This window comes from Yoonia maritima, from assembly GCF_043641945.1.
GTDB classification, from domain to species: domain Bacteria; phylum Pseudomonadota; class Alphaproteobacteria; order Rhodobacterales; family Rhodobacteraceae; genus Yoonia; species Yoonia maritima_B.
This window is the reverse complement of the sequence record NZ_JBHZRX010000003.1, coordinates 504,509-516,961: the sequence shown is the minus strand read 5'-3', so window position 1 is coordinate 516,961 and position 12,453 is coordinate 504,509. Positions and strand designations below refer to the sequence as shown.

The following is a 12,453-nucleotide window of genomic DNA, read 5'->3' as shown; positions in this document are numbered from 1 at the left end:
TCCACGATGGGTACATAGGTTCAGCGTCCAATGACATTCGCCAAGGAGTGACCCAATGGCAACCGTAGCAGTAACAGACGCAACCTTTGACGCCGAAGTACGCCAGTCAGATATTCCTGTTGTCGTAGACTTCTGGGCTGAATGGTGTGGACCATGTAAACAAATCGGCCCAGCTCTTGAGGAGCTATCTGCCGAGTATGATGGCAAAGTAAAAATCGTCAAAGTAAACGTTGACGAAAACCCGAATTCGCCTTCACAGCTTGGCGTTCGCGGCATCCCAGCACTGTTCATGTTCAAAGGCGGCGAAGTCGTTTCGAACAAAACAGGTGCTGCACCAAAAGCTGCTTTGCAGGGCTGGATCGACGAGTCGATCTAAGCAGTCTGACATTATGAATTATGGGCGCCCATTGTGGCGCCCTTTTTCATTTCAGACGGGCCACCCGTGCCCCTGCAAAACTTTGCGTATGGTTTCTTCTGTTTCTGGTCGCCCTGCGTTGATCGCCTGTTGTTGCAGAAACCAAAATAGATAGGCAGCGTAGTCTGGATTGTGATCTGTGCGCGCAGCAAATGCTTCGGCAACGCCCATTGTTTGCACATTCAACCCGATGTGATGGAAATCAGTTTTTCCAAACAGGATCACAGGTTTTTCTAAGAAATATCCGTGAAACCCAAGACTGGAATTCTGCGTCACGATGTAATCGCAATTATGCAAGAATTCGTCAGTGCCGCGATGCCGAACGGTCAATTGATCATATGCGTCGATCAGCGCCTTTAGCTCTGCTAGTTCTACGTCGGTGTAGTCCTCTGAAGGGTGAAGCGTCGCGATGATTTCTCGCTGTGGTTCGTATTGCAGGGTTGCTTCGATCATCTCGATCGGGCTGCAATGCTGAAACGAACGGCGCACCGTTAGTCGGCCCTGCAATGGCATAAAGACAAAGCCATCTTGGCGCGTGTCACCGGCGAATAACTTGTTACGCCAGCGCTGATGGAACTTCTTTGCTTTGACAGCGTCCTTTTTGCTCGGCTCGAACTGGCTTTGCGCAACGGGCCATTCCCAACGCTTGCTTTGCTTTTCAATGTGCCAAAATGGGAAAATATACGTCTTACGAAATGTCAGCCCACGGTCGTCGACAGGATCATCCATTAAAAACAGACTACGGCCCGGACGCGAAAGCGCCTGCAAACGGCCAAGCTCATCGTTGATGTCATAAGCGACATTCAATCCTGCGGCCTCTAGAACGCTGCAAACACGGCGAATGAAATTGTGATTGCCCCGTTCGGCTTTGCGGCGCATTTGGGCATTCAGATAGAATGTGACTGTATTCGCATCGCTCATGCGGCGGAAGCTAGCGTTGTGTTGGGCGGGCGGCAAGCCATCGGGGTTGTTTGCCCGCGCTCACGCCGCCATATAGTGTCCAACCCGCAAGGAGCAGATGATGAGTAAAGAAGAATTCCCAGGCTGGCACGGCACAACGATCATCGGTGTGCGCAAGGATGGTAAAGTTGTAATTGCTGGCGATGGGCAGGTTAGCCTTGGCCAGACTGTGATCAAAGGCACAGCACGAAAAGTGCGTCGTCTGTCACCCGGCGGCCAAGATGTAATCGCTGGTTTTGCGGGTTCGACCGCCGACGCGTTTACACTGCTTGAACGGCTTGAGAAAAAGCTAGAAGCAACTCCCGGTCAGCTGGCTCGCGCAAGTGTTGATCTTGCCAAGGACTGGCGCACAGACAAATACCTGCAAAAGCTAGAAGCGATGCTGATCGTCACCGATGGCAAAGACCTGTTTGTGATTACGGGGGCAGGCGATGTTCTGGAACCTGAACATGATATCGCAGCAATCGGGTCCGGCGGAAATTTTGCGCTGGCTGCTGGTCGCGCCATGATGGACAGCGACATGGACGCCGAAGCAGTTGCGCGTAAGGCGATGGCAATTGCCGCTGATATTTGTGTTTATACCAACGGCAAATTGACAGTCGAAAGCATCGGTTAAGTGATTGGTGCAACGGCAAGACCGACGTTGAATTCCTCGCACCAAATCCAGACCTCGTTATAGGCCGACGTATCGATACCCTCTGGAGCCATATATTGGGATGCACCGGCATCACTGGCAAGCGGTCCCATAATGGTGGCGGGGTCATAAACCCCGTCTTTGCCCAGCGCGACCTTAGGGTCAGGGGCACCATCAAACACAAAATCATCAAGCAAGTTGATCTCGCTTCCCGCGATTTCGGCGGTACCTGTCACCGTATGGCCATTGATGCCACCCCATGTACCTAAACGGCCATGGCCACCTGCAAATGCTGGCAATGCTGCTGTACTTAGCAACGCCGCGATAAAAGAACGTCTATCCATCGGAAACCTCCTGTTTCTGTTGCTGCCAATCGTACAGCGCATTGGTTTTCAAACAATCATCCCCACGCGTTTGTGAAGCGCTGCAATTTACGGCAAAAGGAAGGTGTCACCCTTGGAGTTGCATGCCACAACACTTAGGTGTGACGAACGCAAAGGAATGCCGATGATTGACACAGATGACCTACGCGCTGCGATCAACAGCGGCCTATTGTCCGAACGACAAGCCGCTGATCTGGCGCAGCTTGCGCAACAGCGGAAAACATCCGGGTCTGATCTATCCCCAGGCGATGAACCGTTCGAACTGTTTCGTGGTTTCAACGAAGTCTTCATAATCATCGGATTATTTATTCTTGGTATCGGTTGGTATTCCGTTGCTACGCTCGCCCTAGGCGATGAAATTGTTGACCTTAAACGGTATGCGATCGGCATTACGTTAGCTGGCGCTGTCGCGATCTGGCTATTGTCAGAATACTTTATTCGACGCCGCCGCATGATCGGTCCGGCATCAACGCTTGCGATTATGTTCATCGCCAACGCAACCTTTGGTTTTCTAAGCTATTTCGCCGAACCGTTTATGGTTGGTCAGGGCAATTTTGAAAGCATTCCACTTCCGCTTTTTCTCGGTTTGATTTCACTGCTTATCTATTGGTGGCGCTTTCGCGTGCCTTTCGCGATGGCAATCTTGGCTATCGGGTTTTTCGTTGTCGCAATGGTGTTCACCGCCAGCAAGGGTGGTGAGATCAATGAATTCAAAGACCTGTTCCTGCTATCTGCTGGCGGACCATTTGCGTGGATCACGCTGGTTCTTGGACTTATCGTTTTCGCCGTCGCCATGCTTTTCGATATGAGCGACCCACATCGCGTCACTCGACGTTCAACCAACGGGTTTTGGCTGCATGTCGTTGCTGCGCCTGCTTTGATTAACACCATAGGCCTGACGCTCTTGAACCAAGGGACGTCGGCCGCAAACTTTGGACTATTTGTTGTGCTTGGTATCTTCGCTGTTATTGCGATCATCATCGACCGGCGGTCATTTTTGATTACGGCAATTGGCTATATCGTGACCGTTGCGATCACAGTTCTGGATGGCGATGGCGTCGCCCTGACGGTTCTGCTACTTGGCGCAATCATGCTGTTTTTGGGTGCTTTCTGGGAAAAAATTCGTGCGCGGACCTTGCGTCTGCTGCCGACAGGTTTTCCATTGCACCGCTTGCCTCCATCCCATGTGTAAGGATTTACATGACTGACCTCACTCCCCGCGAAATCGTATCGGAACTTGATCGATTTATCATTGGACAGAACGACGCAAAACGCGCCGTGGCTGTGGCCCTGCGTAACCGCTGGCGCCGTAAGCAATTGGGCGACGATCTACGCGATGAAGTTTACCCAAAGAACATTTTGATGATCGGGCCCACTGGTGTTGGTAAAACCGAAATCAGCCGCCGCTTGGCGAAACTTGCCCGTGCGCCATTTATCAAGGTCGAAGCAACAAAGTTCACCGAAGTCGGCTACGTCGGCCGTGACGTTGAACAGATCATCCGTGATCTGGTTGATACTGCAATCTTGGACACGCGTGAGCACATGCGCGAAGACGTCAAAGCCAAAGCACAACAAGCCGCCGAAGACCGCGTTATCACAGCTGTTGCTGGCACCGATGCCCGCGATGGAACCCGCGAAATGTTCCGCCGCAAGCTGAAGGCTGGCGAACTGGACAACACCGTGATCGAGCTGGAGCTGGCAGACACATCCAACCCGTTGGGTGGTTTTGAAATACCCGGCCAGCCCGGCGGCATGGGCGGCATGATGAACATTGGCGAATTGTTCGGCAAAATGGGCGGCGGGCGCACGGTTAAGAAGAAGATGACCGTCGCAGAAAGCTATGACGCGCTAATCGCCGACGAAGCCGACAAACTGCTTGATGATGAGACAGTGACCAAAGCCGCGCTAGAAGCAGTCGAGCAAAATGGCATCGTCTTCTTGGACGAGATCGACAAAGTCTGCGCACGCTCTGACGCACGTGGTGCTGATGTTTCCCGCGAAGGTGTTCAGCGCGATCTACTGCCATTGATTGAAGGTACAACCGTTTCAACAAAACACGGCCCAATCAAAACAGACCACATCCTGTTTATCGCCTCTGGTGCATTCCATGTCGCCAAGCCATCAGACTTGCTGCCTGAATTGCAGGGCCGTTTGCCGATCCGCGTTGAACTGCAAGCCCTGACCGAAGACGACTTTGTCCGCATCCTGACGGAAACCGACAACGCATTGACGCTGCAATACACAGCCTTGATGAAAACTGAAGAAGTCGCTGTGACCTTTGACCAAGAAGGGATCAAAGCACTGGCGAAAATCGCGGCGGAGGTCAATGAATCCGTAGAAAACATCGGGGCACGCCGGCTGTACACCGTGATGGAACGCGTATTCGAAGACCTGTCTTTCAACGCGCCTGATCGCGGTGGTGAAGCTATCACCGTAGATGCCGCATTCGTTGAAAAGCACCTTGGCGAATTGTCCCGTTCTCTGGACGTCAGCCGCTATGTGTTGTGATTTAGCTGCACCGCTGCATTAGGGCTTTCCTTTTGGGCGGTGCAGGATCACCAAAGGCGTATGAATTCATTCGCCTCTTATTTCCGTTTTATTCGCGAAAACGCGCCATTCCTTGCGGTTGGCGCGCTTCTTTCTGCATTATCCAGCTTTGGACAGACCTTTCTGATCGCCGTCTTTGCGGGCGAAATCCGCGATGAATACGGGCTTTCAAACGGCGATTGGGGGCTGATCTACATGGTCGCCACAATGGCATCTGCTGGAGTCATGATCTACGCAGGCGGTTTGACAGACAGGTTCCGCGTCCGCAGCTTGGGTGTTGTCGTTCTGACATTGTTGGCGCTGTCCTGCCTTGGCATGGCGTTCAATACAAATGTGCTTGGGCTGGTTTTTGTCGTCTTTTGCCTGCGCCTGTTCGGCCAAGGTATGAGCAGCACAATTTCAGTCGTCGCGATTTCACGCTGGTTCATCGCCACACGCGGTCGCGCCCTCGCTGTTTCAACTCTTGGGTTTATCTTTGCCGAAGCAGCGCTACCGTTATCAAGCGTTTGGCTAAAGTCTCATGCGGAATGGCGGACGATTTGGTTCGGCTTCGCGATATTCATTCTACTTATGATCCCACTCTTGTGGCGCTTGCTCAAACTCGAACGCACTCCACAGTCATCGGCAAAGTCCGACACCGCCGTTGGGATGGACGGCAAACATTGGACCCGCGCCGAGGCATTGCGCCATCCGCTATTCTGGACGCTGGCCCCCGCAATGGCATTGTTCCCCATGCTCGCCACTGCGTTCTGGTTTCATCAGGTGCACTTTGCTGAAATCAAAGGATGGGAGCACCTGAAATTCGTGGCCGTGTTTCCACTGGGGACATTCACATTCATGGGATCCACATTCCTGTTTGGCTGGGCCGTGGATAAATTCGGGGTAGGGCGGTTATTGCCGATCTACCTGCTGCCTTATTCATTCGCGTTCATCGTTCACGCCTTCGCCCCCACGATCGCGTGGTCTGCGCTAGGTGTGATCCTGATGGGATTAGCTGGCGGCGGTCAATCAACGTTACCTGGTTCAGTATGGAGCACATATTTCGGCACCGCACACATTGGATCCATCAAATCAGCGGCAGTTGCTTTGATGGTACTTGGTTCCGCGATTGGCCCGGGACTATCTGGTTGGTTGATTGATCTCGGCATTGAATTCGATACGCAGCTTTTGTTTTACTCAGCAACTTTCGTGATCGCATCACTTGCAATGGTTCCTGCAATCAAACAGGCGCAAACCCGTCTATCGGCTTCGGCGTAAATACACATAATACGCGCCGTGGCCGCCATGCTTCAAATGCGCTGGCGTCACTTGAAGGATCGCGTGGTTTAGCGGTGGAAGCGCAAGCCATTGTGGGACCTGGTGTCGTAAAACGCCCTGCCGAGTTGGGATGGGGCCGCCATCATCGCGGTCTTTGCCTTTACCTGTGATGACCAAAACCAACCGACGCCCGATCGAGTGCGACCCAAGGATAAACGCGACCAGCTCTGGATGCGCCTCGCTCATAGTCATTCCATGCAGGTCGATCCGCGCCTCTGGCACCAGTTTACCACGCTTCATTTTGCCGAACGACTTGTGGTCCATATGCACAGGTGCACGGCTTAGCCGTTCTGCGATGCTGGGCAAAATATCATGGGGGCGGTGCGCATTTGCTTTTTGCCCAACCTTAAAGTTTGGCATCGGTGTACCGCCAACGTCACGGGGTTTTGGTTTGGGCTTGATCGGTGCCTTTTCAGCAGCGTGCGATTTCGGATCAAGCGGTTTTGCCCGTTCGACAACTTTATCCCACAGCGCACGTTCTTCTTCAGAAAGGTTTCTTGGCCGCCGCATCAGGTTGTCTTTCCGCAAATTCGCTTCGCCATATCATTTGGCAACAAGACAACCATACGTCCGCCATCATTCACCTGACCAGCCAGACGCCCAGCCTCATTACCAGTGCCAAAGAATATGTCGGCACGTTGAGCACCTTTGATCGCTGATCCCGTATCTTGGGCAGTCATAAGATGGTGCGTCCCAGCTTTTTCAATCCAAACCGGCGCACCAAGCGGCGTGAGTTCTGGATCAACGGCGATTGATCTACCGGCAGTAATCGAAGCACCTAGTGCGCCCAAAGGGCCGTGATCTGCGGGAACCTCGGTTATTTCTTTGAAGAATACATAGCTTTCGTTTTCCCACAAAAGCGCCTGACCCTTCGTCCCGTTTTGGGCAACCCATTCACGGATGGATTCCGGGGTCACATCGCTTTCAGCCAGTTCGCGCCGCGCAATAAGAACCTTTCCGATGGATGTATATTCCCGACCATTCTTACCTGCGAAGCCAACGCGCATCATCGTACCATCGGGTAGCTGAATGCGGCCCGATCCTTGGACCTGCAGAAAGAACAAATCGACGGGGTCAGAAAGCCAAGCAATTTCCAAACCGCGACCTGCAAGAGGTTGGTCTTCGTCAATCTGCCGACGTGTGTATTTGGTCGGGTCGTCGGGCAAGGCATAGATGGGAATGGAAAATGCTTCAGACTTTGTGCGCGATCCAGCAAGCTGGGGTTCGAAATAGCCGGTGAACACCATCGGTGCACCGTCTTCGATCAAAACGGGTTGAAAGTAGGTTTCAAAAAACTGACGGGGTGATTGCGCGGCATTCGCCATATCGCCCCAGTTATCATTGGTTAGATGCGCGCTGGTGTTCAGAAAAACATCAAGGGCGGCCTGATGATCATCAGCCGCCCAATCGTTCAAATCGTCAAAGGACAATTGCCTATATGTCAGTCCGGCCATCGCCTTGCCTGCACCTTATTCGCCAGTCGCAACCAGTTTCCAGTTTGGATCACCGGCATCCATCCGACGCGAGAATGTCCAAGTATCTTTCTGGCGTTTCACTTCTTTGTCGCTGCCTTCGACGATGTCACCACCGTTATCGCGGACGACCGAAGTCATCTCGGACTTAAAGCGGACAGAAATATCTGCTTCGTTGTTTGATGAATCGAATTCGGCCGCAGCTAAGGTCATGTCGCTGACACCGATGAATGTAGCGTCAACAGTCAGCCCCTTGCGTTTGCGATCTTCGACAACGAAAGCAAAAGCTTCGTAAACGTCATCAGAGATAAACGGTTTGATTTCGTCCAGATCGCCTTTTTCAAACGCCATCAGGATCATTTCATAGGCGGCACGTGCGCCGCCCAAGAATTCCGAAACATTAAACGTTGGATCAACGCGCTTCATCGCGGCAAGCGCTGTCGCTGCGGCGCTACCTTCTGTGACGTGATCGGTGATATCCAGATCAGGACCGTCTTTCACAAGCTCTAGATCAGGCCTTTTTCCACGCCGATCATCTTGTGACGGGCGTACGACAGGTTTTTCAAAACCTTCGCGCGTGCCCAAAACCCCCCGCAAGCGCAGGATCAAAAAGACGGCAATGCCAGCCAATACCAAAAGTTCAATAACAGAGTTCATTCGGACCTCAATTAGGGTGGGGCATGGAAACATACCCATTCCAACCCTATGTAGGGGCTGTATAGGGCCAAGTCCACCTTGCCCGGAACAAGTTAAGAAAGGCGCCCTCTATGTGGCTATTGCTTGCATTCATCGCGGTCCCAATGATCGAAATCACACTATTTATCCAAGTAGGAGGAATTATCGGTGTTTGGTGGACCCTTCTGATTGTCCTCGTGACAGCGATTGCCGGGTCATATTTGGTGCGGCAACAGGGTTTGCGTGAACTTGGAAAACTGCAGCAGTCTTTTTCTGAACTTCAAGACCCCACCGAACCATTGGCGAACGGTGCGATGATTTTGTTCGCTGGTGCGCTGTTGCTGACGCCTGGTTTCTTCACAGATATTGTCGGTCTTTCGCTTTTGGTCCCGCAGGTTCGCCAAGCGGCATATGTTTGGGGGCGCTCAAAAGTGAAAGTCGCCAGCTTTACCGCTGGCCCTGCGCAGCAGCGACCGCATCAACCCAATGACCAAGTCATTGATGGTGAATTTCAAGATGTAACTGGGGATAAAAAACCAACACATCCACCGTCAGGTTGGACCCGCCATTGAGCCTTACGACATTGACTGCTAGGAAAACGCCAACAGAATTTAACCGGAGCAGTTTATAATGTCTGATACCCCTGAGAACGGTGCCGCAGCGGCACAGCCAGCACAAGTCAACAGCCGCGTCATGGCGCAGTACATCCGTGACATGTCTTTTGAAAACATCCTTGCACAAAAAGGTGTTTCCGGTGACGCGCAGCCAGAAATCCAGGTTCAGGTAAACCTTGATGCGCGCAAGCGTACCGCAGACAACCAGTACGAAGTCATCACAAAGCTGAACATCACCAGCAAAACCAAAGAAAAAGGCGAACCACTGTTCGTTTTGGAAATTGAATACGCTGGCGTTTTCCACGTCGAAGGTGTCCCAGAAGAGCAGATGCACCCATATCTGCTGATCGAATGTCCACGCATTACGTTCCCATTCTTGCGCCGCATCGTGAGCGACATCACACGCGACGGTGGATTCCCTGCGTTGAACCTAGAAACTATCGATTTCCTTGCGCTGTACCGTACCGAACTGGCACGCCGCGCTGAGGCAGAAAAAGCAAAAGCTAACTAAGCTTTTTCCACAAAGCATCGTCGCCCAATTTGTCGATAAAGGCATTATGGGCGGCGGTTTCTTCCGCAGTTAGCCGCGATGGCAACGGCTGGGGCCGCGCCGATGGGCGCCAATCTTCTGACGCATTGCTATTCGATTTTGAACGCGTGTCCGATGCGAGCGCGAAATCCGGCTGCCGTCCACCGATCAGTTCTAGATACACTTCGGCAAGGATTTCACTATCCAACAACGCGCCGTGCAACGTCCGTGAAGAGTTGTCGATGCCAAACCGACGGCAAAGCGCATCCAATGACGCCGGCGAACCGGGAAACTTGCGGCGTGCAATTGCCAACGTATCAAGTGATTGATCCATAGGCAGCAACGGGCGACCAAGCCAACCCAGTTCCGCATTCAAAAACTTCATATCAAATGCAGCGTTGTGGATGACCATTTTTGAATCGCCGACAAAATCAACGAAGTCCTGAGCGATATCTTTGAACACTGGCTTATCACGCAGCGTTTCTTGGCCCGGCTTTGGATCTTGGGGCGGTTGCAACAAATCTGGGCCAATACCGTGAACGCCGAACGCCTCGGCTGGCATTGAACGTTCTGGGTTGATGTACTGATGATATGTACGGCCCGTTGGCATATGGCCAATCAGTTCAATCGCACCAATTTCTACAATCCGGTCGCCTTCGTTGGGTTCAAACCCGGTGGTTTCCGTATCAAGTACGATTTCGCGCATCAGATTGCCCCTTAAGTTCCACAATCAGGTTTCGCACAGCAGTGCGGGTATCGTCCAGCGTCAGCGTTTCAATAATATGGTCAGCACGTTCACGTTTTTCTGCATCGGGCGTTTGGCGGGAAAGGATGGTTTGAAATTGTTGTTCGGTCATGCCCGGACGGTCCATCACCCGCGATTTTTGTACATCGGTAGGGGCGGTTACAACCAAGACAGCATCTAACCATTCGTCCGCGCCAGTTTCAAAAAGCAGCGGTATGTCAAATACCACAAGCTGTTCCTTATGATCCGCCAAGAATTTCTGGCGACTGTCAGCAACAAGCGGATGCACGATTTTCTCAAGCTGCGCGATGACTGATGGATCAGCGGCGATCAGCTCTTTCAACACATCTCGGGAAACTGAATTCTCTACGACTGCATTTGGAAAGACCGCTGAGATCGGCGCTACAGCCAATCCACCAATTGCATATAATTCGTGAACCGTTGCGTCGGCATCCCAGACCGGAACACCTTCATCGCGGAACATCTGCGCCGTCGTGGATTTTCCCATCCCAATCGATCCGGTCAATCCAAGCAGAATTGTCATGCGAGCACTGCCTGACGCGTTTCTTCGTCGACTTCTGGGCGTTTACCAAACCAACGTTCAAACCCAGGTACACCCTGATGAAGCAGCATTCCCAAACCATCAACCGTCGTACAACCAACCTGTTCGGCCGCCTTTAAGAACGGCGTACGCAGCGGGTTATACACAATATCTGTGACGACAGTTTCAGGGCGCAGCGCATCAAGCGAGACTTTGAACTCAGCAGCACCTTTCATCCCAAGCGAAGTCGTATTGATCACGACATTCGCTTCCTCAAGAACACTGCCAGCCTGAACCCAATCGACCACACGAATACGCGCACCGAAATCAGCGCGCAAAGCTTCTGCTTTGGCACGGGTCCGGTTGGTAAGGATAATTTCCGGCACACCAGCGTCTGCCAATGCCACGATAACAGCGCGCGCAGCACCACCAGCACCAAAGATTACGGCTGGCCCAGATTTAGGATCCCAATCCGGGGCGCCTTGGCGAAGATTGGAAATGAAACCATAGCCATCGGTGTTGTCCGCAAAAATACGTCCGTCTTCTTTGAATGTCAGCGTATTCGCCGCACCAATCAAGGTCGCACGATCTGTAATTTGATCCGCGTATTGCAGTACTTCTACCTTATGCGGAAGCGTGACGTTCACTCCTACGAAGCCCTGATTAGGCAAAGACCGTAGTGTTTCTTCCAGATCACCTTCTGTGACCTGTAGGGCAGTGTATTCACCTGGCAACCCATAACGCTTGAGCCAATAACCGTGCAGTTTTGGCGACAAAGAATGAGAGATAGGGTTACCAATGACACAAGCTTTTGGTGATTGGGTCATGACGGAAGTGTCCCACGCAATGTCAGATAAGATAGTAGCTCTAATAGCGGCAGTCCCAGCACGTTGAAATAATCCCCCTCGATGCGCGTGAAAAGTCGCACACCTTCTTCCTCAAGCTTATAGGCTCCGACAGAGTGACGAATGCTTTCCCAGTTGCGATCAACATAATCAGTTAAATATGTGTCGCTCGCGTCACGCATTTGCAGCCGCACAACGCCAACATGACGCCATAGCGGTTTGCCTTCGCCGTATATCACAGCTGCTGACAACAACTGATGCTTTTGACCGCGCAAAGACTGTAACTGTGAAAGCGCCTGCTCGGGTGTTTCTGGCTTACTATATATAGTGCGCCCAAGCCCCAAAACCTGATCACAGCCAATGACAAGCGCATCTGGATGTTTTGCGGCAACCCTTTGTGCTTTGAGTTCGGCCAAAGTGTCGGCAATATCCCGAGGCGCAGCATCTTCAGCCTCGAGAGACTGGCGGATCGCATCTTCGTCAATACGAGCCTTAGAAACTGTAAAGTTGACCCCCGCGTTTTTGAGCAATGTTGCGCGAATTTCAGAGCCAGAGGCCAAGATGATCGTATCGGTCATGTGGATAACCTTTTGGAAAAACCGTGTGTCAGCCTGCGGGCGACCTGTGGGATGAGTCAGAGGATTTCTGAACCTGTGCGAAAGTCGAAACTTATGCCCGCTGTTATGCCGATTTTTCCACGGTGGGAAAGGATAACTAGGCCCTGTGGAGGAATCGCGCGAAAGTGCAGAGTCAATGTCACATCAGGTACTGTTGGC

16 protein-coding genes are annotated in these 12,453 nt (G+C 52.2%); 7 read left to right on the top strand and 9 right to left on the bottom strand.

Translation table 11 applies throughout. The features are described from left to right. Positions 1 to 55: 55 nt before the first annotated feature. On the top strand, positions 56 to 376 hold the full coding sequence (trxA, locus tag ACHUEV_RS09180; protein WP_106358729.1) for a thioredoxin: 321 nt from the start codon (positions 56 to 58) through the stop codon (positions 374 to 376). Between the two features lie 51 nt (positions 377 to 427). On the opposite strand, the gene ACHUEV_RS09175 is transcribed toward trxA, so the two are convergent. Beyond that, complete coding sequence (locus ACHUEV_RS09175) at positions 428 to 1,336, bottom strand: capsular polysaccharide export protein, LipB/KpsS family (RefSeq protein WP_394179121.1); 909 nt, start codon at positions 1,334 to 1,336, stop codon at positions 428 to 430. A gap of 100 nt (positions 1,337 to 1,436) precedes the next feature. On the opposite strand from ACHUEV_RS09175, the gene hslV reads away from it, so the two are divergent. After that, the gene (gene hslV, locus ACHUEV_RS09170; protein WP_106358728.1) at positions 1,437 to 1,991 is read left to right on the top strand and encodes an ATP-dependent protease subunit HslV; all 555 of its coding nucleotides are present in this window, start codon (positions 1,437 to 1,439) and stop codon (positions 1,989 to 1,991) included. On the opposite strand, the gene ACHUEV_RS09165 is transcribed toward hslV, so the two are convergent. Continuing rightward, positions 1,988 to 2,353, bottom strand: coding sequence for a DM13 domain-containing protein (locus ACHUEV_RS09165; protein ID WP_394179119.1), 366 nt, complete (start codon positions 2,351 to 2,353; stop codon positions 1,988 to 1,990). The genes hslV and ACHUEV_RS09165 overlap by 4 nt on opposite strands. Before the next feature lie 163 nt (positions 2,354 to 2,516). Here ACHUEV_RS09165 and ACHUEV_RS09160 point away from each other — a divergent pair, with 163 nt between their 5' ends. From ACHUEV_RS09160 to ACHUEV_RS09150, 3 genes are read left to right on the top strand one after another with little or no spacing between them, the layout of a single operon-like run. After that, entirely contained in the window at positions 2,517 to 3,584 is a 1,068-nt protein-coding gene (locus ACHUEV_RS09160; RefSeq protein ID WP_394179117.1) for a V-type ATP synthase subunit I domain-containing protein, read from the top strand. An 8-nt stretch (positions 3,585 to 3,592) separates the two neighbouring features. Continuing rightward, on the top strand, positions 3,593 to 4,900 hold the full coding sequence (hslU, locus tag ACHUEV_RS09155) for an ATP-dependent protease ATPase subunit HslU (protein WP_394179115.1): 1,308 nt from the start codon (positions 3,593 to 3,595) through the stop codon (positions 4,898 to 4,900). 60 nt (positions 4,901 to 4,960) lie between these two features. Beyond that, on the top strand, positions 4,961 to 6,196 hold the full coding sequence (locus ACHUEV_RS09150; protein ID WP_394179113.1) for an MFS transporter: 1,236 nt from the start codon (positions 4,961 to 4,963) through the stop codon (positions 6,194 to 6,196). Here the strand turns inward: ACHUEV_RS09150 and ACHUEV_RS09145 are convergent. From ACHUEV_RS09145 to ACHUEV_RS09135, 3 genes are read right to left on the bottom strand one after another with little or no spacing between them, the layout of a single operon-like run. Beyond that, complete coding sequence (locus tag ACHUEV_RS09145) at positions 6,179 to 6,766, bottom strand: Smr/MutS family protein (RefSeq protein ID WP_394179111.1); 588 nt, start codon at positions 6,764 to 6,766, stop codon at positions 6,179 to 6,181. The two genes, ACHUEV_RS09150 and ACHUEV_RS09145, sit on opposite strands and share 18 nt — an antisense overlap. Further along, positions 6,766 to 7,710: a murein transglycosylase A gene (gene mltA, locus ACHUEV_RS09140; RefSeq protein WP_394179109.1), complete on the bottom strand. Its 945-nt coding sequence runs from the start codon at positions 7,708 to 7,710 to the stop codon at positions 6,766 to 6,768. Before mltA ends, ACHUEV_RS09145 begins: the two co-directional genes overlap by 1 nt. A 15-nt stretch (positions 7,711 to 7,725) precedes the next feature. Next, entirely contained in the window at positions 7,726 to 8,385 is a 660-nt protein-coding gene (locus ACHUEV_RS09135) for a Tim44/TimA family putative adaptor protein (RefSeq protein WP_394179107.1), read from the bottom strand. 110 nt (positions 8,386 to 8,495) lie between these two features. Between ACHUEV_RS09135 and ACHUEV_RS09130 the strand changes: the two genes are divergently transcribed. Together ACHUEV_RS09130 and secB are read left to right on the top strand one after the other, a co-directional pair. Beyond that, positions 8,496 to 8,975 (top strand): FxsA family protein, encoded by a 480-nt coding sequence (locus ACHUEV_RS09130; protein WP_394179105.1) that lies wholly within the window; start codon positions 8,496 to 8,498, stop codon positions 8,973 to 8,975. Positions 8,976 to 9,033: 58 nt separating this feature from the next. Then, entirely contained in the window at positions 9,034 to 9,528 is a 495-nt protein-coding gene (gene secB / locus ACHUEV_RS09125; RefSeq protein ID WP_394179103.1) for a protein-export chaperone SecB, read from the top strand. On the opposite strand, the gene dnaQ is transcribed toward secB, so the two are convergent. From dnaQ to ACHUEV_RS09105, 4 genes are read right to left on the bottom strand one after another with little or no spacing between them, the layout of a single operon-like run. Further along, positions 9,521 to 10,252 (bottom strand): DNA polymerase III subunit epsilon, encoded by a 732-nt coding sequence (gene dnaQ, locus ACHUEV_RS09120; RefSeq protein ID WP_394179101.1) that lies wholly within the window; start codon positions 10,250 to 10,252, stop codon positions 9,521 to 9,523. The two genes, secB and dnaQ, sit on opposite strands and share 8 nt — an antisense overlap. Further along, on the bottom strand, positions 10,233 to 10,835 hold the full coding sequence (gene coaE / locus ACHUEV_RS09115; RefSeq protein WP_394179099.1) for a dephospho-CoA kinase: 603 nt from the start codon (positions 10,833 to 10,835) through the stop codon (positions 10,233 to 10,235). The genes dnaQ and coaE overlap by 20 nt, the downstream gene beginning before the upstream one ends. After that, positions 10,832 to 11,659 (bottom strand): shikimate dehydrogenase, encoded by an 828-nt coding sequence (locus ACHUEV_RS09110; protein ID WP_394179097.1) that lies wholly within the window; start codon positions 11,657 to 11,659, stop codon positions 10,832 to 10,834. The genes coaE and ACHUEV_RS09110 overlap by 4 nt, the downstream gene beginning before the upstream one ends. Continuing rightward, positions 11,656 to 12,255, bottom strand: a complete 600-nt coding sequence (locus ACHUEV_RS09105; RefSeq protein WP_394179096.1) for a Maf family protein — start codon at positions 12,253 to 12,255, stop codon at positions 11,656 to 11,658. The genes ACHUEV_RS09110 and ACHUEV_RS09105 overlap by 4 nt, the downstream gene beginning before the upstream one ends. Between the last annotated feature and the right edge of the window lie 198 nt (positions 12,256 to 12,453).